General features: G+C 73.3%; 20 protein-coding genes. 11 read left to right on the top strand and 9 right to left on the bottom strand.

The annotated features are described in order from the left end of the window. Positions 1-1446, bottom strand: coding sequence for a xylulokinase (gene xylB, locus ACSU6M_RS04445; protein ID WP_437067228.1), 1446 nt, complete (start codon positions 1444-1446; stop codon positions 1-3). A 249-nt stretch (positions 1447-1695) separates the two neighbouring features. Here xylB and xylA point away from each other — a divergent pair, with 249 nt between their 5' ends. Next, complete coding sequence (gene xylA, locus ACSU6M_RS04440) at positions 1696-2862, top strand: xylose isomerase (protein ID WP_437067226.1); 1167 nt, start codon at positions 1696-1698, stop codon at positions 2860-2862. 129 nt (positions 2863-2991) lie between these two features. On the opposite strand, the gene ACSU6M_RS04435 is transcribed toward xylA, so the two are convergent. The 3 genes from ACSU6M_RS04435 to ACSU6M_RS04425 all read right to left on the bottom strand — a co-directional run bounded on the left by ACSU6M_RS04435 (position 2992) and on the right by ACSU6M_RS04425 (position 8592). After that, positions 2992-4047: a nucleotidyl transferase AbiEii/AbiGii toxin family protein gene (locus tag ACSU6M_RS04435; RefSeq protein ID WP_437067225.1), complete on the bottom strand. Its 1056-nt coding sequence runs from the start codon at positions 4045-4047 to the stop codon at positions 2992-2994. Between the two features lie 535 nt (positions 4048-4582). After that, positions 4583-5845 (bottom strand): SWF or SNF family helicase, encoded by a 1263-nt coding sequence (locus ACSU6M_RS04430; RefSeq protein WP_437067223.1) that lies wholly within the window; start codon positions 5843-5845, stop codon positions 4583-4585. Continuing rightward, positions 5842-8592: a DEAD/DEAH box helicase gene (locus ACSU6M_RS04425; protein WP_437075005.1), complete on the bottom strand. Its 2751-nt coding sequence runs from the start codon at positions 8590-8592 to the stop codon at positions 5842-5844. The genes ACSU6M_RS04430 and ACSU6M_RS04425 overlap by 4 nt, the downstream gene beginning before the upstream one ends. A 328-nt stretch (positions 8593-8920) precedes the next feature. Here ACSU6M_RS04425 and ACSU6M_RS04420 point away from each other — a divergent pair, with 328 nt between their 5' ends. Continuing rightward, positions 8921-9103 (top strand): hypothetical protein, encoded by a 183-nt coding sequence (locus tag ACSU6M_RS04420; protein WP_437067222.1) that lies wholly within the window; start codon positions 8921-8923, stop codon positions 9101-9103. Positions 9104-9410: 307 nt separating this feature from the next. Here ACSU6M_RS04420 and ACSU6M_RS04415 read toward each other — a convergent pair whose 3' ends face one another. Then, positions 9411-10268: a hypothetical protein gene (locus ACSU6M_RS04415; protein WP_437067221.1), complete on the bottom strand. Its 858-nt coding sequence runs from the start codon at positions 10266-10268 to the stop codon at positions 9411-9413. A gap of 137 nt (positions 10269-10405) precedes the next feature. Beyond that, positions 10406-10714, bottom strand: coding sequence for a hypothetical protein (locus ACSU6M_RS04410; protein WP_437067220.1), 309 nt, complete (start codon positions 10712-10714; stop codon positions 10406-10408). A 119-nt stretch (positions 10715-10833) separates the two neighbouring features. Here ACSU6M_RS04410 and ACSU6M_RS04405 point away from each other — a divergent pair, with 119 nt between their 5' ends. Next, complete coding sequence (locus tag ACSU6M_RS04405; protein WP_437067219.1) at positions 10834-11757, top strand: oxygenase MpaB family protein; 924 nt, start codon at positions 10834-10836, stop codon at positions 11755-11757. Here ACSU6M_RS04405 and ACSU6M_RS04400 read toward each other — a convergent pair. Next, positions 11743-12267: a PadR family transcriptional regulator gene (locus ACSU6M_RS04400; protein WP_437067217.1), complete on the bottom strand. Its 525-nt coding sequence runs from the start codon at positions 12265-12267 to the stop codon at positions 11743-11745. The two genes, ACSU6M_RS04405 and ACSU6M_RS04400, sit on opposite strands and share 15 nt — an antisense overlap. A gap of 184 nt (positions 12268-12451) precedes the next feature. Here ACSU6M_RS04400 and ACSU6M_RS04395 point away from each other — a divergent pair, with 184 nt between their 5' ends. Beyond that, a complete protein-coding gene (locus ACSU6M_RS04395; RefSeq protein ID WP_437067216.1) occupies positions 12452-13207 on the top strand; it encodes an alpha/beta fold hydrolase in 756 nt (251 codons plus the stop codon). Positions 13208-13210: 3 nt separating this feature from the next. On the opposite strand, the gene ACSU6M_RS04390 is transcribed toward ACSU6M_RS04395, so the two are convergent. Further along, complete coding sequence (locus tag ACSU6M_RS04390; RefSeq protein WP_437067214.1) at positions 13211-13810, bottom strand: class I SAM-dependent methyltransferase; 600 nt, start codon at positions 13808-13810, stop codon at positions 13211-13213. Between the two features lie 152 nt (positions 13811-13962). Here ACSU6M_RS04390 and ACSU6M_RS04385 point away from each other — a divergent pair, with 152 nt between their 5' ends. The 7 genes from ACSU6M_RS04385 to ACSU6M_RS04355 all read left to right on the top strand — a co-directional run bounded on the left by ACSU6M_RS04385 (position 13963) and on the right by ACSU6M_RS04355 (position 20899). Next, positions 13963-14733: an MHYT domain-containing protein gene (locus tag ACSU6M_RS04385; protein WP_437067213.1), complete on the top strand. Its 771-nt coding sequence runs from the start codon at positions 13963-13965 to the stop codon at positions 14731-14733. A gap of 42 nt (positions 14734-14775) precedes the next feature. Beyond that, positions 14776-17553 carry a sensor histidine kinase gene (locus tag ACSU6M_RS04380; RefSeq protein WP_437067211.1) on the top strand — a complete coding sequence of 926 codons (2778 nt, stop codon included), beginning with the start codon at positions 14776-14778 and terminating at the stop codon, positions 17551-17553. Further along, entirely contained in the window at positions 17550-17987 is a 438-nt protein-coding gene (locus tag ACSU6M_RS04375) for a roadblock/LC7 domain-containing protein (RefSeq protein WP_437067209.1), read from the top strand. The genes ACSU6M_RS04380 and ACSU6M_RS04375 overlap by 4 nt, the downstream gene beginning before the upstream one ends. Positions 17988-18009: 22 nt before the next feature. After that, positions 18010-18426 carry a DUF742 domain-containing protein gene (locus ACSU6M_RS04370; RefSeq protein ID WP_437067207.1) on the top strand — a complete coding sequence of 139 codons (417 nt, stop codon included), beginning with the start codon at positions 18010-18012 and terminating at the stop codon, positions 18424-18426. A 134-nt stretch (positions 18427-18560) separates the two neighbouring features. Beyond that, positions 18561-19166 (top strand): GTP-binding protein, encoded by a 606-nt coding sequence (locus ACSU6M_RS04365; protein ID WP_437067206.1) that lies wholly within the window; start codon positions 18561-18563, stop codon positions 19164-19166. A 187-nt stretch (positions 19167-19353) separates the two neighbouring features. Then, positions 19354-19767, top strand: coding sequence for a roadblock/LC7 domain-containing protein (locus ACSU6M_RS04360; RefSeq protein WP_437067204.1), 414 nt, complete (start codon positions 19354-19356; stop codon positions 19765-19767). Positions 19768-19891: 124 nt separating this feature from the next. After that, on the top strand, positions 19892-20899 hold the full coding sequence (locus ACSU6M_RS04355; protein ID WP_437067202.1) for a DUF6397 family protein: 1008 nt from the start codon (positions 19892-19894) through the stop codon (positions 20897-20899). Positions 20900-21085: 186 nt separating this feature from the next. Here the strand turns inward: ACSU6M_RS04355 and ACSU6M_RS04350 are convergent, their stop codons facing one another. After that, a complete protein-coding gene (locus ACSU6M_RS04350; protein WP_437067200.1) occupies positions 21086-21955 on the bottom strand; it encodes an acyl-CoA thioesterase in 870 nt (289 codons plus the stop codon). Positions 21956-21966 lie beyond the last annotated feature (11 nt).

Below are 21966 nucleotides of genomic sequence, written 5' to 3'. Positions count from 1 at the left end.
TCAGTGTGTGCCGGTGCCCCGCCTCAGCAGCGGGTCCGCGTCGGAGAGTACCCCGGTGATCCTCGCGAGCGTCTCCTCGTCCCGTTCCACCGCCTCCAGCACCGGCCCGCGCGTGGTGTCCCAGCGGCGTGCGACGGCGGCCGGATCCTCGCCGGTGAGCACCCCGGCCGCCTGGGCGGCGGCGCCCAGAGCGACCAGTTCCCGGGCCTCGGGGATCAGCACGGGCCGCCCCGACAGCCGTCGTACGGTCTGCTGCCAGGCGGTGCCCCGCGCGCCGCCGCCGATCAGCAGCAGCGGTGCGGAGCGGTCGGCGTCCTCGTCGAGGACGAGGTCCAGCGCGCCCAGCAGGGAGTGCACGGCACCGTCGTAGGCCGCCTGCAGCAGTTGTCCGGCGGTGGTGTCGTGGCGCAGGCCGTGCAGCAGGCCGGAGGCGTTCGGCAGGTCCGGGGTGCGTTCGCCGTCCAGGTACGGCAGGAGGGTGACCGAGGAGCCGGGTTCCACCGCGTCGCGGTGAAGGCCGAGCAGCGCGGCGAGGCGGTCGACGGCCAGGGTGCAGTTGAGGGTGCAGGCCAGCGGCAGCCAGTCGCCGCGCGCGTCGGCGAAGCCCGCGACCGTGCCGCTGGGGTCGGACGGGCGGTGGGTCGACACGGCGTAGACCGTGCCGGACGTGCCGAGGCTCAGCACGGGTGTGCCCGGCCGCAGCCCGAGGCCCAGCGCCGCCGCGGCGTTGTCGCCGGTGCCCGGGGCGACCAGCGTCCCCTTGGAGAACGGCAGGTCGTGGCTGTCGCGCACGGTGCCGACCACCTCGCCCGGCCGCGCGACCCGCGGCAGCAGCGCGGGGTCCAGGCCGACGTGCGCGAGGATCTCCTCGTCGTACGCCTCGGTGCCGGACGCCCACCAGCCGGTGCCGGAGGCGTCTGAGCGGTCGGTGGTGGCGAGGCCGGTGAGGCGTTCGGTGAGGTAGTCGTGGGGGAGGCGGACGGCCTTCGTGGCGCGGACCGCGTCCGGCTCGTGCTCGGCGAGCCAGGCCCACTTGCCGACCGTGAACGACGCCCCGGGCACGCTGCCGGTGCGCTCGGCCCAGGTCTTCGGCCCGCCCAGCTCGTCAACCAGCCGCCGGGCCTGCGGAGCGGACCGCACGTCGTTCCACAGCAGGGCCGGGCGGACCGGCTCGCCGCGCTCGTCCAGCGTCACCAGGCCGTGCTGCTGGCCGCCGATCGACACGGCCGCCGCCTCGTGGGCCGCGTCACCGCACTGGCGCAGTGCCTCGCACAGGGCCTCCCACCACTGCCGCGGGTCGCTCTCCCGGCCCGCGCCGGAGGACACGGTGTGCGGGGCCTGTCCGCTCGCCACCACCTGTCCGGTCGCTGCGTCGACGACCAGTGCCTTCGTGGACTGGGTGGACGTGTCCACGCCGACGACGAGCGGACCCTCGGCTGCTGACATCGGGCTCTCCCTCTTGGTGTGCGGCTTCGCGATGTGGTGTGCCTGTGTGCCTGTCGCATCCGGTGCGGGGCTGCGAGATCTGCTGCTGCCTGCGGGGGCGGGATCCGACCTGCTGTTCTTCCATGGTTTCCGGGGCTCGGCGACCCGGTTCCACCTCTCCGGGACTCCTTGTCCCTTCCCTGAGATGCGTCGGCATACTAATTTGTAAACCGCCATGACGAAATAGTGCGAGCGAGCGAGGAGCCGCGCATGAGCTACCAGCCCACCCCCGAGGACAGGTTCACCTTCGGCCTGTGGACCGTCGGCTGGCAGGGACGGGACCCCTTCGGCGACGCCACCCGGCCCGCCCTCGACCCCGTCGAGACGGTGCAGCGCCTGGCCGAGCTGGGCGCCTACGGAGTGACCTTCCACGACGACGACCTGATCCCCTTCGGGTCCTCGGACACCGAGCGCGAGGCGCACATCAAGCGCTTCCGCCAGGCGCTCGACACCACCGGCCTGACCGTGCCGATGGCCACCACCAACCTCTTCACCCACCCCGTCTTCAAGGACGGCGCCTTCACCGCCAACGACCGCGACGTACGCCGCTACGCGCTGCGCAAGACCATCCGCAACATCGACCTCGCCGTCGAACTCGGAGCCAAGGTCTACGTCGCCTGGGGCGGCCGCGAGGGCGCCGAGTCCGGTGCCGCCAAGGACGTCCGCGTGGCGCTGGACCGCATGAAGGAGGCATTCGACCTCCTCGGCGAGTACGTCACCTCCCAGGGCTACGACCTGCGCTTCGCCATCGAACCCAAGCCGAACGAGCCGCGCGGCGACATCCTGCTGCCCACCGTCGGCCACGCCCTCGCCTTCATCGAGCGCCTGGAGCGGCCCGAGCTGTACGGCGTGAACCCCGAGGTCGGCCACGAGCAGATGGCCGGGCTCAACTTCCCGCACGGCATCGCCCAGGCCCTGTGGGCGGGCAAGCTCTTCCACATCGACCTCAACGGCCAGTCCGGCATCAAGTACGACCAGGACCTGCGCTTCGGCGCCGGTGACCTGCGCGCCGCGTTCTGGCTCGTCGACCTGCTGGAGAGCGCCGGTTACGCCGGGCCCCGGCACTTCGACTTCAAGCCGCCGCGCACCGAGGACCTCGACGGTGTCTGGGCGTCCGCCGCGGGCTGCATGCGCAACTACCTCATCCTCAAGGAGCGGGCCGCGGCCTTCCGCGCCGATCCGGAGGTGCAGGAGGCCCTGCGCGCGTCCCGCCTCGACGAACTCGCCCAGCCGACCGCCGCGGACGGTCTGCAGGCCCTCCTCGCCGACCGCGCCGCCTTCGAGGACTTCGACGCGGAGGCGGCCGCCGCACGCGGGATGGCCTTCGAACGCCTCGACCAGCTGGCCATGGACCATCTGCTGGGGGCGCGCGGCTGAGTCAGGACGGAAGCCGGGGCGGACGTTCCGGTCAGGGCCGTACCGGGCCGGTCGTGTCGTGTGGCTGCGGCGGGGCTCGGTCGGTCCGCCAGGGCGTCCGGCCGGTGCTTCCCGTGGGCCGTCGTCAGGTCATCCCGATATTCGACGGGGTGAGCCGCCGCACGAGGAACCGGCCCCGACGGACGAGCGGTCGGCCGCATCGCGCGCGAAGACATCCCCCAGCGCGTGGTGCAGTCGGCCCAGCCAGTGCTGTGCGGTGCCGGATACCCAGGGGTGTTCGGCCCGGAATCCGTGCCAGTCCACCCGCCACCCGGTGACGTCGTCCGGGCCGAAGCCGTCGGCCGCGTCGCCCAGGGCGCGCCGTAGCACCTTGCGCAGCAGCCGTGCGGACAGACGCGTGCCCGCCGCCTCGGCGAGCAGCACCGCGTCGTAGAGATCCTTGCCCTGAGCCCCCTGTGGGGTGGCGCTGTCGGTGTGCAGCCACAACACCTTCCAGGCGAGCGACACTTCGGGCCCGGCGGTCCGTACGACGACGGGCGCGCCGCCGTCACCCCTGGGTACGGCAGTCCACACCGGCGGCTTCGGCAGCAGCTCGTCGCGGGCGAAGTCGAGCCGCACCTCACCCGGCGGGAGGCCGTCCGCCCGCCAGGGCACGACGAGCCGCACGCCGGGCGTGTCGTACTCCACGTATGTCCACGTCCCGTCGGTCCGCGCGGCGTCCGCGTCGAGCAGGATCCCCGGGGCCGCCTGCGGACGGGACCGTATGCGCTCCAGCAGGTCCGCGTACGGGGGGCCCTGGTCCGACAGCTCGGCGTCGGCGCGGACCCAGTGCAGGCCCTCCGGGGGCAGCAGCGGGCGGCTGCCGTCGGAACCGAACTCCTCCTCCCGCCAGAGCTCGTAGCGCGCGGCCCCGTCCGCCGCCTCCGGCCACTGCTGGACGACCTCGATGGCGTCGACGTACGGGTACGGGTCCAGTGGATCGACGAGCACCACGTCCTCCAGCACCACCCAGTCGAGGTCGACCGGATCCCTCGCGGCGTCGCCCACCCACGCGGGCAGGGTCATGCTGCCGCGCAGCACGAGGGAGTCGCTCCACGGGGCGTCCGCGACGAGCGCCAGCACATGGTCGAGCACCGCACGGTGGGCCGTGCGCCGCTCGTCCCTCATCGCGTCACGATCTGTCACGGTCGCGACGTTAGCAACGGGCACTGACAACGCCCGGTGACCGCCGGTGGGTTCGGGAGACGGGCGGTTCGGGAGACGGGCGGTTCGGGAGACGGGCGGTTCGGGAGACGGCCGGTTCGGGAGTCCGGCGGGTTCGGGGAACCGGCCCGTTCGGGGGTCCAGCCGGCTGGGGAGACGAGCGGGTTGGGGAGTCCGACGGGTTCGGGGAACCGACCCGTTCGGTGGCCCAGCCGGCTGGGGAAACCGGCCGTTCGGGAGTCCGGCGGGTCAGGGAAACCGGCGGGTTGGGAAAACTGGCGGGTTGGGGAAACTCGCCCGTTGGGGGAACCGGCCGAGGCGGCCGGCCCGGTCCGGGACAGGGGCAGGCCGCCCCCGGCACGGGGGGGCGGGGGCCGGGAACCGGCTGGTTCGCCTGCCGTCGTGCGGGTGGCGACGAGCGGGGCGCGCGGGGCCGCTTCCCGCGGCCGTCACGGCTCCGGGTTCTCCGTGCGCTGCGCCCGCCCGTCGGCCTGGCACCTCGTCGGCGCACAGCCCGTCAGTCCGCCTCCGTACCCCCGCTCGCTCCCAGCGCGGCCAAGGCTGTCGCCGGGTCCTGTGCCGCCGCGCCCGCGGGGACCCAGCGGCCGCGCTCCTTGCGGTAGGGCCACCAACGGCCCGTGCGGTCCAGGCGGAGCTGGTGGGGTGCGTCGACGACGGTCCACCGGTTGGCGCGGGCCCGCAGCCGCGGGCGTTCGCCCTCCTCCCAGGCCGAGTCGAGCGCGGCACGCGCGCGTGCGAGAGCGTCGCCGCGGACCGTCCACTCCTCCTCGCAGACCCAGAGGGCGGCCGCGCCCCCCTGCCGCCAGGCCCGTACGGCGACGGCCAGCGCCTCGGGCGTGCGGCCCGACCCGTCGGCGAGCCGGCGAAGGGCGTCCGGTCCGGGATCGGCGGCGGCCAGGCGGACCGCGTCCTCGGCGAGCGTCGGTCCGGCCTCGGCAGGGGCTCGCTCGGGTCCGTCCGTCAGCGCCGCGGAGAGCAGGCGGCGGGCCTCGGCGGCCGCGCACGTGGCCAGGAACTCCAGCGCCTTGGCGTCGACCCCCGCAGGGGCGGGCGTGTCGGTGTCCAGGGACGGCGGTGTGCCCGGCACGTCCGGCAGCACCGGCGGATCGGGCAGACCGGGCAGGATGTCGCCGGCCGCGTACGCCTCGGCGGCGTCCACCCCGTCCGGCTCGGCCGCCTCCTCGGTCCGCTCGGTACCGCGCTGCTGGAGCTCCTCCAGAAGGGCCGCCTCCGCGCGTCCGCGCAACAGCAGCAGCACGAACGGGTCCTGGTCCAGCAGGAGCGCCACCTGGTAGCACAGGGCGGTCGTGTGGCGGCAGTGGTCCCAGGCCCCGCAGTCGCACTCCGCTTCCAGGTCGCCGAGGCCCGGCAGCAGCTCGACGCCCGCGGCGGCGGCGTCCTCGACCAGGTGCGGAGGCATGTCGCGGTCGAGCAGCGCCGCCACATGCCCGGCCCGCTCCACGGCCATGTCCAGGAAGCGGTCCCACTGCCCGGCGGACAGTTCCTCCAGCAGGACGTCGGCCCGGTGCGCCGTGCCGTCGCGGTCCTGCACGACGGCGGTCAGGCGCCCCGGCCGCACCGACACCGCGCCCACGGCACCCGCGCGCGCGAGACGGCGGCCCGCCTTCAACTGCTGCGTGTCCAGCGCGCCGTCCTCCAGGGCCCGCAACCAGGCCCGCCCCCACCAGGTGCCGGCGAAGGCCCGCCCGTGCGAGGGCGGCGGCGCGGCGAACGTGCGCTCGTCATGGGTCCTCGTCATCGCAGGCCCCCTCGCAGCTCGACCAGTTCGGCCAGTTCCGCGTCCGTCAGCTCCGTCAGAGCGGCCTCGCCGGAGCCGAGAACGGCGTCCGCGAGCGCGCTCTTGCGACGGAGCATCTCGGCGATGCGGTCCTCGATGGTGCCCTCCGTGATCAGCCGGTGCACCTGCACCGGTCGCGTCTGCCCGATGCGGTACGCGCGGTCGGTGGCCTGCGCCTCGACGGCGGGGTTCCACCAGCGGTCGTAGTGCACGACGTGCTCCGCGCGCGTGAGGTTCAGTCCCGTGCCCGCCGCCTTCAAGGACAGCAGGAACACCGGCACCTCGCCGTCCTGGAAGCGCCGCACCATCGCCTCGCGCTCGGCGACCGACGTCCCGCCGTGCAGGAACTGCGACGGCACCCCGCGACCGGCCAGATGCCGCTCGACGAGGCGGCCCATCTGCACGTACTGCGTGAACACCAGCACGCCCTGGCCCTCGGCGAGGATCGTGTCCAGCAGCTCGTCCAAGAGCTCCAGCTTCCCCGAACGGCCCTCGATGCGCGGCCGGTCCTCCTTGAGGAACTGCGCGGGGTGGTTGCAGATCTGCTTCAGCCCGGTCAGCAGCTTCACGATCAGTCCGCGCCGCGCCATGGCGTCCGCGCCGGCGATCTCCTCCAGCGTCTCGCGCACCACCGCCTCGTACAGAGCCGCCTGTTCGCGGGTGAGCGACACCACGCGGTCGGTCTCGGTCTTGGGCGGCAGCTCGGGCGCGATGCCCGGATCGGACTTGCGGCGGCGCAGCAGGAACGGGCTCACCAGCCGGGACAGCCGCTCGGCCGCCGCCGGGTCGTGGCCGCCCTCCACGGCCTGCGCGTACCGCGTGCGGAACGAGCCGAGACGGCCCAGCAGCCCTGGGGTCGTCCAGTCGAGGATCGCCCACAGTTCCGACAGGTTGTTCTCCACCGGCGTTCCGGTGAGCGCCACGCGCGCGCGCGTGCCGATGGAGCGCAGCTCCCGCGCGGTCGCCGAGTACGGGTTCTTCACATGCTGCGCCTCGTCCGCCACGACCAGACCCCAGGGCACCTCGGCCAGCCGGCGGGCGTCCAGGCGCATCGTGCCGTACGTGGTGAGCACGAACTCCCCGTCGGCCAGGTCCTGAAGGTCGCGTCGGGGGCCGTGGAAGCGCCGTACCGCGGTGCCCGGCGCGAACTTCTCGATCTCCCGCTGCCAGTTGCTCATCAGGGAGGTGGGGCAGACCACCAGCGTCGGGCCGGCCGTCTCCGCCTCGGTCTGCCGATGGAGGTGCAGGGCGATCAGGGTGATCGTCTTGCCGAGTCCCATGTCGTCGGCCAGACAGCCGCCCAGGCCCAGCGAGGTCATGCGCGCCAGCCAGTCCAGACCCCGGCGCTGATAGTCGCGCAGTGTCGCGTTCAGCGCCGCGGGCTGGGTGATGGGCTCGCGCGGCTGCGGGTCCGTGAGCTGCTGCCGCAGCGTCGCCAGCCAACCGGTCGGCTGCACCTGGACGCTGTGCCCGTCGACCTCCACGGAGCCCGTCAGGGCGGCGCTGAGCGCATCGATGGGGGTGATCTTGCGGTCCTGCCGCGCGCGGGCGCGGCGAACCTCGTGAGGGTCGATCAGGACCCACTGGTCGCGCAGCCGGACCACGGGGCGGCTCGCCTCGGCCAGTCGGTCGAGCTCCGCGCGCGTGAGCCGCCGGTCGCCGACGGCGAAGCGCCAGTCGAAGGCGAGCAGCGCGTCCGCGGACAGGAACGACGGCAGGCCCGAGAAGCGCTCCCCGGCCTCCTCGTCGGGCGGGCCCACGACCGCGCGCGTGGTCAGTTCGCGGGCCAGCTCCCTCGGCCAGTGGATCTCCACCCCGGCGCCGCTCAACGCGCGGGCGCCCTCGCCGAGCAGGTCGGTGACCTCGTCGTCGGCGAGGTCCAGGCCCGTGGGGACGGCCGCCGACAGCAGCGGGGTGAGCGGCGGCCAGGCCCGTGCCGCCCGGCGCAGGGCGAGCAGGGCGTCCACGCGCGCGCGGGGGCCGAAGGCGGCGTCGGTGGCCCAGACGTCGGCGGCGTCCGCGACCAGCGCGGGATCGCTCAGGCTGTGCACCTGGGGCACCACCCGGAACTCCAGTCCGGCGGCGTCCGTGGCCGCGTCGGCGAGCCCCGGCACCTCCACGCGCAGGGAGATCCGCACACCCGCGTCGTGCCCGGCGGCGACATCGGCGGCCCAGGCGCGCAACTCGGGCAGGTGCTGCGGCTCGCGCACGGCGAAGGCGGGCCCGCCGGTCACGAGGGGCGCGGCGGGGGAGCGGGGAAGCGTGTCGGCGACGGCGTCCAGGAAGGCGCGCAGCAGCCGCTCGGGATCGGGCAGCCGTGGTGCGCCGGTGCCGCCGACCGGGACGGCGTGCGCCTCCGGCGGCATCGAGGCGGCGAGCCGGTGCAGGTAGGCCAGGTCCTCGGGGAGCAGCGGCCCGGCGCGCCAGGCGTCGTGGTCGTCGGCCGACAGTCCGGGCAGCAGGAGTCCGCGCGCGGTGAGGTGCAGCGCGAACACGGCCGCGGTGCCCCAGAACACGGTCGCCCGGTCGGCGCTCGCGGTGACACGCGCGCGCGTGAGGACGGGCAGCGCCGCGTCCAACGGAAGCAGCAGGGCGGGTACGTCGGCCTGCTCCACGCCGTCCTCGGTCAGCAGGACCACGGACAGGTCGGCCCGGGATCCCGTCACCGTGGCGGGCGCAGGCGCGGCGTCGGAACGCCAGAAGGCCATCGTGCCGGTACGGGCGGGATCACCGGTCACGAACGTGGTGTGGAAGGAGGCGAGTTGGGAGATGTCGGAGGATGGTGCGACGGAGTTTCGCTGCAGAGCTATGACGCATTCCTCAAATTTGACTACCGGGGTCGAGTCGTCGACTGTACAGCATCCTTCGGACGACTCGGGCGACAATGGGAGTGACTTGGATCACCCTCCGGGGCATCTCAGGGAGGACTGGGGGACGGGCATCAGGGACGAGTCAGGGTCGCGGTCCGGAACCGCGCCAGGCGCGGACCCGTTCTCACCACAGAGAGCGGCAGTGGCCGCGAAGGAGGCGACACCGATGTCGAACAACGCGAAGATCGCCGCAGGCGGTGTGGCGGTCGGACTCATCCTGCTGATCTGGCTGCCCTGGTGGACCGCACTGCTCATCGTGCTGGGCATACCGGCCGCCGCCTACCTCGCACTCGACCCCTCACAGCGCCGCCGGCTGCGCCGTGCGCGCCGCAGGGAACTCGGCCGCTGAGACGCGACCGCCCGCGTGCGGCGTGGCGCCGTCCGGCGCGCACCAGTCGCCGCCGCCGGGGCCGCTCCGGCACAACGCGCGGTCCGGCGATGGCGCACGGAGGCCAGGCGTGCGGCGTGGTCGTGCAGGGGCCGTGGCCGCGCGTGAGGGGTGCGGCGTGGTCGTGTAACGCGCGTGAGGCGTGGACGCGTGTGAGGAGCGCGGCGTGGTGGTGCAGTGCGCGTGGCCGGGCCGCAGGCGTGGTCGGGCGTCAGGCGGCCGGGCGTCAGCCCTGGCCACGCGTACGGCCTGCCCCTCGCCCGGCCCCTCAGCTGGGGCGCACGGCCATCTTGTCGAGCGCTTCCAGCAGACCCGGCAGCTCCGGCCCGCGTCCCACTGGCAGGACCTCTCCCGGCGCCTCGTCGAGCAGCACGAACGCGATGTCGTCCGTCCTGGCCACCAGCGACCAGCCGGGACCGTCGGCCCGCAGCGTCCGCGCGTCACCCGGCGCGAACGAGGACCGGACCCGACCCAGCGGCGGGGGCGTGTCCACGTAGGCCCGCGCCTCCGCCAGTACCCGCCGTACCCCGTGCCGAGCGCCGCCCGGCTTCGACCCCGCGTCCGTGCCCTCCGGCGCGGAGGAGCCCGACGGCGCCCCCGTGGAGGCACCGTTCCCGGCGGAGAACACGGAGTCGTCGATCCGCTCGCGCCACGACGCCCACTGCAACGCCACCTCGTCGGCACCCATCCGGCGCTGCGCGGGCCCCCAGACGGACGTGTCCGGCGGGGTCAGCGGAGGCCGGTCGGCGACAGCCGGGTCGGGATCGTGCGGCGCCGGCACGCCGGGAGCCGCCACGGCGAGCGCCAGCGGCCAGCCCGGCAGTGCCGTCACGACCGTGTGCTCGGCCGGCGACAGGTCGTACTCCATCCCGCAGTCCCACGCGGCGACGGCCACGGCCACCAGGGAGACGTCGTCGGTCACGATGGTCCACCGCGCGCCCTCACCGTCCTGGCCGAGCACCAGGCCGTACCCGTCGGCGAGCGGTGCCAGGCCCAGGGCGGCGCACGCCTCGGGATAGTCGTCACCCAGCACGCTCGGGAACTGCGCGGGCGTCAGCAGCACCGCCGTGAGCACATACAGCGCATCGTCCGCGGCGGCGACGGCTTCCTCGTCCGTCCCGGCCATGCCAGCCTCCCAGTGGTTCGTTCGAACGCGCGCACCCTAATGCGCCCCGCACTCCGTTGTCACGACTCCCCGACCAGCCGGGAGCTGCGGTTTTCCGGCGTGACGGGATGAATCGACCGGCTCCGGCCGCACCTCGATCAGGCCGTCGGCAGGCCCAGGAGCGAGCGGGCCACCGTCCCCGGCGGCTCGTCGCGCTCCCGCGCGAGCGCGATCAGTGCTCGGCAGGCCAGTTCGTTCACCCCGAACGACAGCGCCTCCGGAGACACCCACCCGGCCGCCTCGTCGATCCGGTCCTGGTCGTCCTCCGCGCAGGCCGTCACGTAGACGGCGGCGGCCTCGAACAGGTTGTGCGGCCTCTTGTCCCGCTCCGACTGCCGTTCGGACTGCCGCTCCGCTCGCGGCGTGGCCACGCGCTTCTTCCATGCCTCGCGGATCTTGTCGAACATGCTGACCGCCTTCCCCCTGCGTCGAATCTCCCGGTGCGGTGCACCTGCACCACTGATCGTTTCATCTGCTGCTCCTCAACGTAGAGTTGGAGCTTCGATGGCAGAAGAGGGGGAGTGCGGTGAAGCGCTACGCGCGGCTCGAACAGATCCGGAGGATGGACCCGTTCGGTCAGGCCTCGGAGATCTTCCGGCTCAGCGTGGCCTACGAGTTCCCCTGGGACTACACCCGCGCCCTGGAGCTCGCCCTCTACCGCACCTACGCCGTGCCGTCCATCGGCGCGCTCCTGGCCGAGACCGCCGAACTGACCGACCGCCCGCAGAAGCGCTACGACGACACCTCGCTGCTCCTGGACGCCGTGGTCGAGCACGGCTTCGACAGCGAGCAGGGCCGCACCGCGATCCGGCGCATCAACCAGATGCACCGCAGCTACGACATCGGCAACGACGACATGCGCTACGTCCTGAGCACGTTCGTGGTGATGCCCAAGCGGTGGATCGACGCCTACGCCTGGCGCAGGTTCTCCCGCCACGAGACCGTGGCCGCGACCAACCACTTCCGCACCCTGGGCCGGCGTATGGGCATCAAGGACATCCCCGAGACCTACGAGGAGTTCGAGGACTGCCTCGACTCCTACGAAGCCGCCCACTTCGCCTGGGACGAGCGCGCTCGCCGGGTCTCCGACGCCACGCTCGATCTGATGGCCTCCTGGTATCCGCGGCCGCTGGCTCCCGTGCTGCGCACGGCCACGCTCGCTCTGCTCGACGACTCCCTGCTGCGCGCCTTCCGCTACACGCCTCCCCCCGCCGCCACCCGTGCGCTCGTGCGCCGGGCGGTGCGGCTGCGCGGGCGTGCCGTCCGGCTGCTGCCCCCTCGCCGCGCGCCCCACTACGCGCGGCAGAACTGGGAGATCAAGGGCTATCCCGACGGCTATGAGCTCAACGAACTGGGCACCTGGCCGGTTCCCGGCGTCCGCGGGTGCCCGGTACGGCACTTGGACGTCTCCAGCCCTTCGGACGCCTCTGCGGCCTCAGGCGTCGAGTGAGCCGAGCGTCTTGCGCAGCCAGGACAACTCGGCCCGTGACGTCGCACGGGCGATGGTGAGGACGCCGCGGCGGAACGGGTCGTCCAGCTCCTCCGCGGACAACGGCCGATCCCCGTCGTAGAAGAAGCTCGCGGGCTCCTCCAGGAAGGCCAGCCTGCGCCGCAGCACGGCCGCCTGGGCGCCGGGATCGTCCAGGTGTCGCAGGAACGCGAGCAGGGTGAACCAGCGGTTCTCGTCGGTGATGTCGAGCCGGTCGGGCTCCGCGAGCCGACGCCGCAGATCCTTGCGGCCCGCCTCCGTCAAGGACAGGACGTGCCGGGGCGCGGCACCTGCCCCCGGTTCCGTGGCGCGCTCCAGGAGGCCCGCCTTCTCAAGGCGCTTGATGGCCGGATACAGGGTGCTCTCCGCGACCGGCCGGACATGCCCGGTCAGCGCCGTGATCCGCTTGCGCAGCTCATAGCCGTGCAGCGGGGCGTCGTAGAGGAATCCGAGGATGGCGAGCTCCAGCATGACCGCATTCTCGCACCCGCGGTACAGCGCCTAGGGGATACATCGCACAGGACATACCCGGCTAAGGGTGTACATCATGCAAGTAGTACACCTGCAAGGTAATACATCGTTGACGAGGTACTGCTGTCCCGATGTATTGTCCGGATGTCGGCAAGCGATGGGCACGGAATCGGGGGAGCGCGCGATGCGTCAGGCTGAGTTCGACGATCAGGGCAGTTGCATCCGGTGGACGGAGGTGCCCGGGGAGGAGCCCGCGCGCGTGTATGTGCACGGTCTGGGGTCGGTGTCCTCCGTGTACCACGCTCATGTCGCGGCACGGCCCGAACTCGCAGGCCGACGGAGCCTGTTCGTCGACCTGCCCGGGCACGGCATCAGCGACCGGCCCGAGCGCTTCTCCTACGCCCTCGACGCGCACGCCGACGCCCTGGCGGCCGCCCTGGACACGGCCGGCCTGAGCGGCGCGGAGATGGTCGCCCACAGCATGGGCGGCGCGGTCGCGATCGTGCTCGTCCACCGTCGGCCCGACCTGGTGTCCCGCCTTGTGCTCACCGAGGCCAACCTGGACGCGCACCCGCCGGTCACCGCCGCCAGCAGCGGTATCTCCGGCTGGGAGGAGGAGGCATTCGTGAACGAGGGGTACGCGCGTGTGTTGGAGAAGGTCGGCCCTGTGTGGGCGGCGACCATGCGGCTGACGGATCCGCGCGCGCTGCACCGCAGCGCGGTGGGTCTGGTCGGTGGATCCACGCCCGTGATGCGCGCGATCCTGGAGGCGGCCCCCGTCGAGCGCGTCTACCTCCAGGGCGAACTGAGCGGTGAACTTGCGGGCCGTGAGGCGTTGGAGGCGGCCGGGGTGCGGGTGGTGACCGTGCCGGGCGCGGGGCACAACGTCATGTTCGACAACCCGGAGGCGTTCGCCGCCGCGGTCGCCGGGCGGATCTGAGGCTCAGTCCGCGCGCACCGCCAGGGCGAGGAAACGGGTGTCCTCGTCGACGTAGGACGTCATGCGCCAGCCCGAACGCGCCAGCAGCGGCCGCAGGTTGGGCTCCGCCCGCAGATCGTCCGGAGTGATCTGCCGACCGTGCCGGGCGGCCAGGGCGGCCCGGCCGATCGGGTGGAACAGAGCCAGCGTGCCGCCGGGGCGCACCACGCGCGCCAGCTCGCGCAGGTTCTCCTCCGGTTCGGGAAGGTGCGCGATGAGCCCCGCCGCGAACACCGCGTCGAGCGCGTCCGACCGCAGCGGCAGCTCGGCGACGTCGGCGAGCAGGAGCCGCCCGAACCGGTCCCGCCCGGCCGCCAGGGCGGCCTCCAGCATCGCCGGGGTGAGATCGACGCCCAGGACCTCCCCCGAGGGCCCGACAGCGGCCCTGAGCGGCGGCAACGCCCGTCCGGTGCCGCAGCCCGCGTCGAGCACCCGGTCGCCCTCGCGCAGGCCGAGCTCGGCCACGGCGGCCTCGTAGGCGGGGCCGTCGTCGGGGAACCGGCTGTCCCAGTCGGCCGCGCGGGCCGCGAAGAACTCCTGGACGTGCGTACGGTCGTCGCTCATGCTCCGCATGATCCCTCACCGACACGGATGACGTCCGTGTGCACACGTTCGAGCGGGACGCGATCGTTCCGGAACATCTCTCCGTCATATTCCAGCACCTTTCGAAATGCGCCCCCTTTGTGCGCCCGTGCCACGGCTAGCGTCCCGGGGCCATGGGACACCTGGACCACGCCACCTTCGGCTGGCTGACCCCCGTGCTGTCGTACGCGATGGCCTGCATCGGAGCCGCACTCGGGCTGCGGTGCACCGTGCGCGCCCTCGGTGCGACCGGACGCTCGCGCCGCAATTGGCTCTTGACCGCCGCCTCGGCCATCGGTACGGGCATCTGGACCATGCATTTCGTGGCCATGCTCGGCTTCGGCGTCCACGGCACCGACATCCGCTACGACGTACCGCTGACCATCCTCAGCCTGCTCGTCGCCATGCTCGTCGTCAGCGCCGGCGTCTTCGCGGTCGGCTACGGCCGTGACCGCGGCCGCGCGCTGCTGATCGGCGGCCTGACCACCGGCCTCGGTGTGGCGAGCATGCACTATCTGGGCATGGCGGCCGTGCGACTGCACGGGGACGTGACGTACGACCCGGTCATGGTCGCGCTGTCGGTGCTGATCGCCGTGGTCGCGGCGACGGCGGCCCTGTGGGCGGCCCTGAACATCAAGTCGCCCCTGGCGGTCAGCGTCGCCTCGCTCGTCATGGGCGCGGCGGTCAGCAGCATGCACTACACCGCCATGTTCGCGGTGGACGTACGTGTCACGCCCTCCGGCGAGGTACTGGCCGGGGCCACGGCGATGCAGTTCATCTTCCCCCTCGCCGTCGGCCTCGGGTCCTACCTCTTCCTGACCTCGGCCTTCGTCGCCCTCTCCCCGACAGCGGGGGAGCGCGAGGCGACCGCCTCGGCCCAGCGGCCGGTGGAACTCGCCCGCTGACAGCGCGCGCCACCCCGACCCCCCTTTCCGAGCGAGGACGCCATGCGTACACCCCGCAGCACCCCCAGGGCAGGCACCCCGTCGCCGCCCCCACCGACGCGCGGCCGCCGCGCCCACGCCGGACGACCGGCCGACGAGGACCCCGCCGGGCCCGCCTTCGGCACGCCGTACTCGGACCCCATGGACGGAAGTCCGTACGCCGCACCCATGGACGACCGGCCGCACACCTCCGCCGCGGCCGATCCGCCGCACACCTCCGCCACGGCCGATCCGCCGCACACCGATCCCACGCCCGGCCCGCTCGACGCCGGCACCACGGACGACCCGCTGGACCCCGGCCACACGGTCGGACGGCTGGACGGCGACACCGCGAGCGGCCCGCTGGACACCGAAGGCGCAGTCGGCCCGCCGCACGCGGCGCTCACGCGCGCGGGGCGCCGACGCCTGCGCCCGCGCACCGTACGCGCCAAGATCGTCTGCCTGCTGATGGTGCCGGTCGTGTCGCTACTCGCCCTGTGGGCGTACGCCACCGTCACCACCGCCCAGGACGTCGCCCGGCTACGGCAGTTGCAGCGCGTCGACGCCGAGGTCCGTACCCCCGTCGCGGCCGCCGTCGCCGCGCTGCAGGCGGAGCGTGCCGTGGCGGTGCGCCACGCGACCGACCCGTCCGCCGGCCGGGGCGGCGACCTCGACAGGCTCGCCCGGACCACGGACCGGGCGGTGGCCCGGCTGCGGCTCGGGGACCGCAACACCGTCGCCGACGGCCAGGAACTGCCCGCCCAAGTCGCCCGCCGCCTGGAAGCCTTCGTCACCGGCGCCGAGGGGCTGCGCGCTGTGCGCACCGAGCTGGACGAGGGACGCGCCGGTTGGCAGGAGACCTACGCGCGCTACACCCGCACCATCGCCGACGCCTTCGCCGTGGGCGGTGCCCTCAGTGGCATCCAGGACGCCGAACTCGGCTCCCACGCGCGCGTGCTGCTGGAGTTCTCCCGCGCGGGCGAGGCACTGGCCCGCGAGGACGCGCTGCTGGCCGCGGCGCGCCTGGCGGGCGGCCTCTCCGGTGAGCGGCTGCGCCTGTTCACCGGAGCCGTGGACCTCCGGCGCACCCTCACCGAGTCCGCGGTCGCCGATCTGCGCGGCCCCGAAAGCACCGCCTGGCGCGAACTCGCCGACACCGACGCCTACGCCAGGCTCACCACCGCGGAGGACAGGGTCCTGACCGCCACGCCGGGCGCCAAGGCCGTCGACGCGGCACCCGAGGCATCCTGGAACGTCGCCCACGCGCGCGTGCAGCACACGATGCGCTCCATCGAACAGGACGCGGCGCGGGACGCCGCCGACCGCGCGGACCCCTTCGCCCGAGGGCTGCTCACCCCGGCCGGCGCGGCGGTGCTGTTCGGTCTGGCCGCCGTCGCCGCGTCCTTGGTCATCTCGGTGCGCATCGGCCGTGCTCTGGTCGTCGAACTGGTCAGTCTGCGCAACAGCGCTCTGGACATCGCCCGGCGCAAACTTCCCGACGCCATGCGCAAGCTGCGCGCGGGCGAGGAGATCGACGTCCGCGCGGAGGCCCCGCCCGGCCCGCCGGCCGAGGACGAGACAGGACAGGTCGCCGAGGCCCTGGGCACCGTCCACCGGGCCGCCCTGCGCGCGGCGGTGGAACGCGCCGAGCTGGCCAGCGGCATCTCCGGTGTCTTCGTCAACCTCGCCCGGCGCAGTCAGATCCTGGTCCACCGCCAGCTCAGCCTGCTCGACAGCATGGAACGCCGCTCGGACGACCCGAACGAACTGAGCGACCTCTTCCGCCTGGACCACCTCACCACCCGTATGCGGCGCCACGCCGAGAGCCTGATCATCCTCTCCGGTGCCGCCCCTGGCCGGGCCTGGCGCATGCCCGTCTCCCTGACCGACGTCGTCCGCGCGGCCGTCTCCGAGGTCGAGGACTACGCGCGCGTGGAGGTACGGCATCTGCCCGAGGCGTCCGTCGTCGGCGCGGCCGTCGCCGACCTCACCCACCTGCTCGCCGAGCTCATCGAGAACGCGGCCCAGTTCTCGCCGCCCCACACGCGCGTGCGCGTCACCGGTGAACCCGTCGGCAACGGCTACGCCATCGAGATCGAGGACCGCGGGCTCGGCATGGGCAAGGAGACCCTCGCCCAGGCCAACCGGCGGATCGCGCAGTCCGAGGCGCTGGACCTCTTCGACAGCGACCGGCTGGGACTGTTCGTGGTGAGCAGACTCGCGGCCCGGCACGACATCAAGGTCCACCTCAGGCCCTCGCCCTACGGCGGCACCACCGCCGTCGTCCTGCTGCCCGTGGCACTCCTGCACACCGAGGCGACGGAACGTTCCCGCGCCCAGACCGTCGAAGGCACCCCCGCGCCCCGACCCGCCGAGCGCGCCACCGTCACCGGGAGCCAGGCCGCCGCCTACGCGCGCGTGCCCGCGGGCCCCCGGAACCAGGAGGCCGTCCCCCACCCCGCCGACCGTCCGGCACTGGCCGCCCCCGCCCCGACCGCCACCCACACACCGCCGGGGGTGACCGCCCTGCATCCGCACCGCGCTCCCGAACCCACCGAACCGCCTGACGACCTCCCCCGCCGGGTCCGCCAGGCATCCCTCGCCCCGCAACTGCGCCAGGTCCGCCCCGAGGAGGCCCCGCCCGGACCTCGCCCCGACGACCACCGCACCCCCGAACTCGTCCGGGACCGCATGACCGCCTACCGCGACGGCTGGGCGCGCGGCGGCGGCAGACAACCCGGACGCGGCGCCACCCCCATGGGCCGGGCACCCCGCGACAGCAGCGAAGGAGACCCCGCATGATCCAGGATCCGCACAGAGGCACCGCCCAGCGCAACGGCGAACTGGACTGGTTGCTGGACGACCTGGTGGCGCGCGTGCACGAGGTGCGGCACGCGGTGGTGCTGTCCAACGACGGACTCGCCGTGGGTGCCTCCAGCGACCTCAGCCGCGAGGACGCCGAACACCTCGCCGCGGTCTCCTCGGGCTTCCACAGCCTCGCCAAGGGAGCGGGCCGGCACTTCGGCGCCGGAGGAGTGCGCCAGACCATGGTCGAGATGGACGACGGCTTCCTGTTCGTGGCCGCCGCGGGCGACGGCTCCTGCCTCGCGCTGCTCACCGCCGTGACCGCCGACATCGGCCTGGTGGCCTACGAGATGGCCCGCCTGGTCCGGCGCGTCGGCGAGCACCTGTACACACCGCCGCGCGTCACCGCGCGACCGCCCGCCGCGAGATGAGTGGAGAAGGCGGTCCGCGACGATGACCGACGACACCTGGGGCACCGCCCCGATCGAACCGGGCAGCCAGTGGTACGACGGCGAGGCCGGGCCGCTCGTCCGCCCCTACGCCATGACCGGCGGCCGCACCCGGCCCGGCCCCACCGGAGTCCGCTTCGACCTCATCGCCCTCGTCACCCTCGACCCCGGCGCACCCGTCGTCGAGGACGACACCGCGCTCGGCCCCGAGCACCGGACGCTGATCGACCTGTGCCGCACGGAGACCCAGTCCGTCGCCGAACTCGCCGCCGACGCCGACCTGCCCGTCGGCGTGGTACGGGTACTCCTCGGCGACCTCCTGGAACTCGGCTGCGTCACCGTCACCCGCCCCGTACCCCTCGCGCAGCTACCCGACGAACGGATCCTGCGCGAGGTGATCGAAGGCTTGAGAGCCCTGTGACCACACCGGCAGGTCGGTCCGACCGCTCCAACGCCCGCCGTGCCTCACCGACTTCACACGCCCCCGACGCACCGTCGTCCCGGCGCCCCGTTCCCCCACGTCGACCGTTCCGGCACTCCCGAGAGAAGTGATCCATGGTCTCCGAGCACTCCGACGCCACGGGCGACGAGACAGCCGCCCTGGCCCTGAAGATTCTGGTCGCCGGAGGATTCGGCGTGGGCAAGACCACCCTGGTCGGCGCGGTCAGCGAGATCAGGCCGCTGCGCACCGAGGAACTGCTCAGCCAGGCAGGCCAGTTGGTGGACGACACCGACGGCGTCGACCAGAAGGTCACCACCACCGTCGCCATGGACTTCGGCCGTATCACCATCCGCTCCGGGCTCTCCCTCTATCTGTTCGGCACTCCGGGCCAGGACCGGTTCTGGTTCCTGTGGGACGAACTGGCGCAGGGCGCCCTGGGCGCGGTGGTGCTCGCCGACACCCGGCGCCTGGAGGACTGCTTCCCCGCCGTCGACTACTTCGAGCATCGGCACATCCCGTTCGTGGTGGCCGTCAACTGCTTCGCCGGAGCGCGCTCCTACGCCGTCGCCGATGTGACGCGCGCCCTCGACCTCGACCAGGGCACACCGGTCGTCCTCTGCGACGCCCGCGACCGGGACTCCGGCAAGGAGGTACTGATCAGTCTCGTCGAGTACGCGGGTCGGATGCACGCCGCCCGGCTGCTCGACTCCGTGGGGTGACCCGTGACGACCCGTCCCCGTCACCGAAGGCGGCCGCCCGGCCTGTCCCGAAGCCGTACGGCGGACGGTCGCCGTCGGTCATCTTCGCCGCCATGGGCCCGTTCTCCTTGCCCGGCGGCCCGCTCGTGGGGAAGGCTGGCAAAGGGTCCTCCGACACGGGGGATACGTCACACGGGGAGAGCGGAACATGGCCCACAACCAGGGACTCGGCTGGCTGCTGGACGACCTGACCGAGCGCGTCGACCATGTGCGGCACGCACTGGTGCTGTCCAACGACGGGCTGGTGACCGGCGCGAGCACCGGGCTGCGACGCGAGGACGCCGAGCACCTCGCCGCCGTGGCCTCCGGACTGCACAGCCTCGCCAAGGGCTCGGGACGCCACTTCGGTGCCGGGCAGGTCCGGCAGACGATGGTCGAGTTCGACGACGCGGTGCTGTTCGTCACCGCCGCCGGCAGCGGAAGCTGCCTGTGCGTCCTCAGCGGCGCCGAGGCCGACATCGGTCAGATCGCCTACGAGATGACGCTGCTCGTCAACCGGGTCGGCGAGCACCTCGCCGTGGACGCCCGCAAACCCGAACAGACCCCGAACATGGACCTTTGACCAGCGGTTTGTCGACCCCCGCGAAGTTATCCACAGGCTCCCCACGAGATCGGCCGCGGCGGCTACGGTCTTTCCACCGGCCACGCACAGAGCGTGAGCCACCGACTCCACGGGGGAGACCGACATGTCAGGCGACACCCTCACGCGACCCGACCGGCAGACCCGCACCCCGGGCCGCGCCGCCCGTGAACTGGGCCTCAGGCGCAGCGAGTTCGACCTGGCCGTGCACCTCGGCCGTATGCGCACCGTGCCCGACGAGGGCGGCGGGGGCCGTCGCGTCCCGCACACCGAGATCGACCGCCTGCGCGCCCGACCGGACTTCCCCCAGGGCCTCCAGGAGAGTGTGCGCGTCGTCGGCACCCGTGCCGGCGCCGCCCTCATGGAGATCCCCGCGACCCGGTTCACCCGGCTCGCCCGCCTCGGGCTCATCACGCCCGTGCGGTTCTATCTGAACCGCTACCGGGCCGTGGTCTGGCTCTACCTCGCCGCGGAACTGGAGGAGTTCGCCGCCGACGAGAACAACACCACCCTGCTGAAAGGGCGATTGCCCGAAGGACTGCGGGGCCAGGTCGACGCGGGTGTCGACCTGCGGGCCCGCAACTGGCGGGCACGTCATCTGGGGTTCCTGCTCCGTCAGACGGGAGACCCCTGGCAGCGCGCCGGAGCACTGGCGTCGCTGCTCGCTCCGGCGGCGGTCGCGGAGCTCGTCACGGACCCCTGGGAACGGTCCTATGTGAACCGCTTCCGCCCCGAGCGCGCCACCCACGGCGCACCGGGTTCCCCGGCCGCGCAGACCGCCGAGCGGATCATGACGGCCGACGACCCGCACGAGATCGCCTGGCTCGGCTCCGAGCTGACCGCGGCCCTGGCGGAGGCCCGCGGCAACCGGCCGGCCCCGCGCCCGGCACCCCGGCCCACCGCTGCCGCGCCACCGCAGGAACAGCGCACACCCGGAGCCGCTGCTCCCGCGCCGGCTCCGCACCACCCCACGCCCCGAGACACTGCCGCGCCTCAGTCGGAACGGCATACGCCCCCGAACCCGCCGACCCGCACTCGGACGGGACTGCTGGGTCGGCTGCGCCGCGCGCGGAGGCGGGGCCGGCGCTCCGCACCCGTCCCGCAACGGCCCTGAGGAACGGGCCTAGGCCGTGTCCGCAAAGTCCAGCCTGCCCCGCGACGCCTGGCACGCGCTCTCGCCGCACCGGGAGAAAGCCCAAGTACGTCCAGTACGAGGGCTTCCACCCGGCACGCCGAGAGCACGCACCAGACGCCGCGGGGCCCGCCCTCCGGGCGGACGACGGGACTTTGCGGACACGACCTAGCCCAGCGCCCTGAACAGTCCTTCCTGGACGACCGACACGAGCAGCCGGCCCTCCAGGTCGTAGATCCGGCCACGGGCGAGGCCCCGCCCGCCCGTGGCGATCGGGGACTCCTGGTCGTAGAGGAACCACTCGTCGGCGCGGAACGGCCGGTGGAACCACATCGCGTGGTCCAGGGACGCCATGTCGAAGCCCCGGGGACCCCACAAGGGTTCGACGGGGATGCGCACGGCGTCCAGGAGGGTCATGTCACTGGCGTACGTCAGCGCGCAGGTGTGCACCAGCGGATCGTCGCCCAGCGGCCCCACCGCGCGCATCCACACCGCGCTGCGCGGATCGGCGCCCTGGACCTCGTCCTTGGTCCAGCGCAGCCGGTCGACATAGCGGATGTCGAAGGGCTGACGGCGAGCCATCCGCTCCAGCTGCTCGGGCAGCGCGCCCAGATGCTCCCGGATCTCGTCCGCGACCGTCGGCAGGGACTCCGGGTCCGGGACCTTGCGGGCCGGCGGCAGCTGGTGCTCGAAGCTCCCTTCCTCAGGCTTGTGAAAGGAGGCGGTCAGATTGAAGATCGTGCGGCCCTGCTGCACGGCGGTGACCCGGCGGGTCGTGAAGGACCGCCCGTCCCGCACCCGTTCCACCTGGTACACGATCGGCACGCCCGGACGACCGGGCCGCAGGAAGTACGCGTGCAGTGAATGCACCGGCCGGTCGCCCTCGGTGGTGCGGCCCGCGGCGACCAGCGCCTGGCCCGCCACCTGCCCGCCGAAGACCCGCTGCAGGGACTCGTCGGGACTGAGCCCGCGGAAGATGTTGACCTCGATCTGCTCCAGGTCGAGCAGGTCGACAAGTCTCTCGGCCGGGTTCGTCATCGGTGTGCCTC

Origin of the sequence: Streptomyces sp. enrichment culture, assembly GCF_964272895.1 — a bacterium.
Classification (GTDB): Bacteria; Actinomycetota; Actinomycetes; order Streptomycetales; family Streptomycetaceae; genus Streptomyces.
The sequence above is the reverse complement of the archived record's forward strand: the minus strand, read 5'-3'. Positions and strand labels throughout refer to the sequence as shown.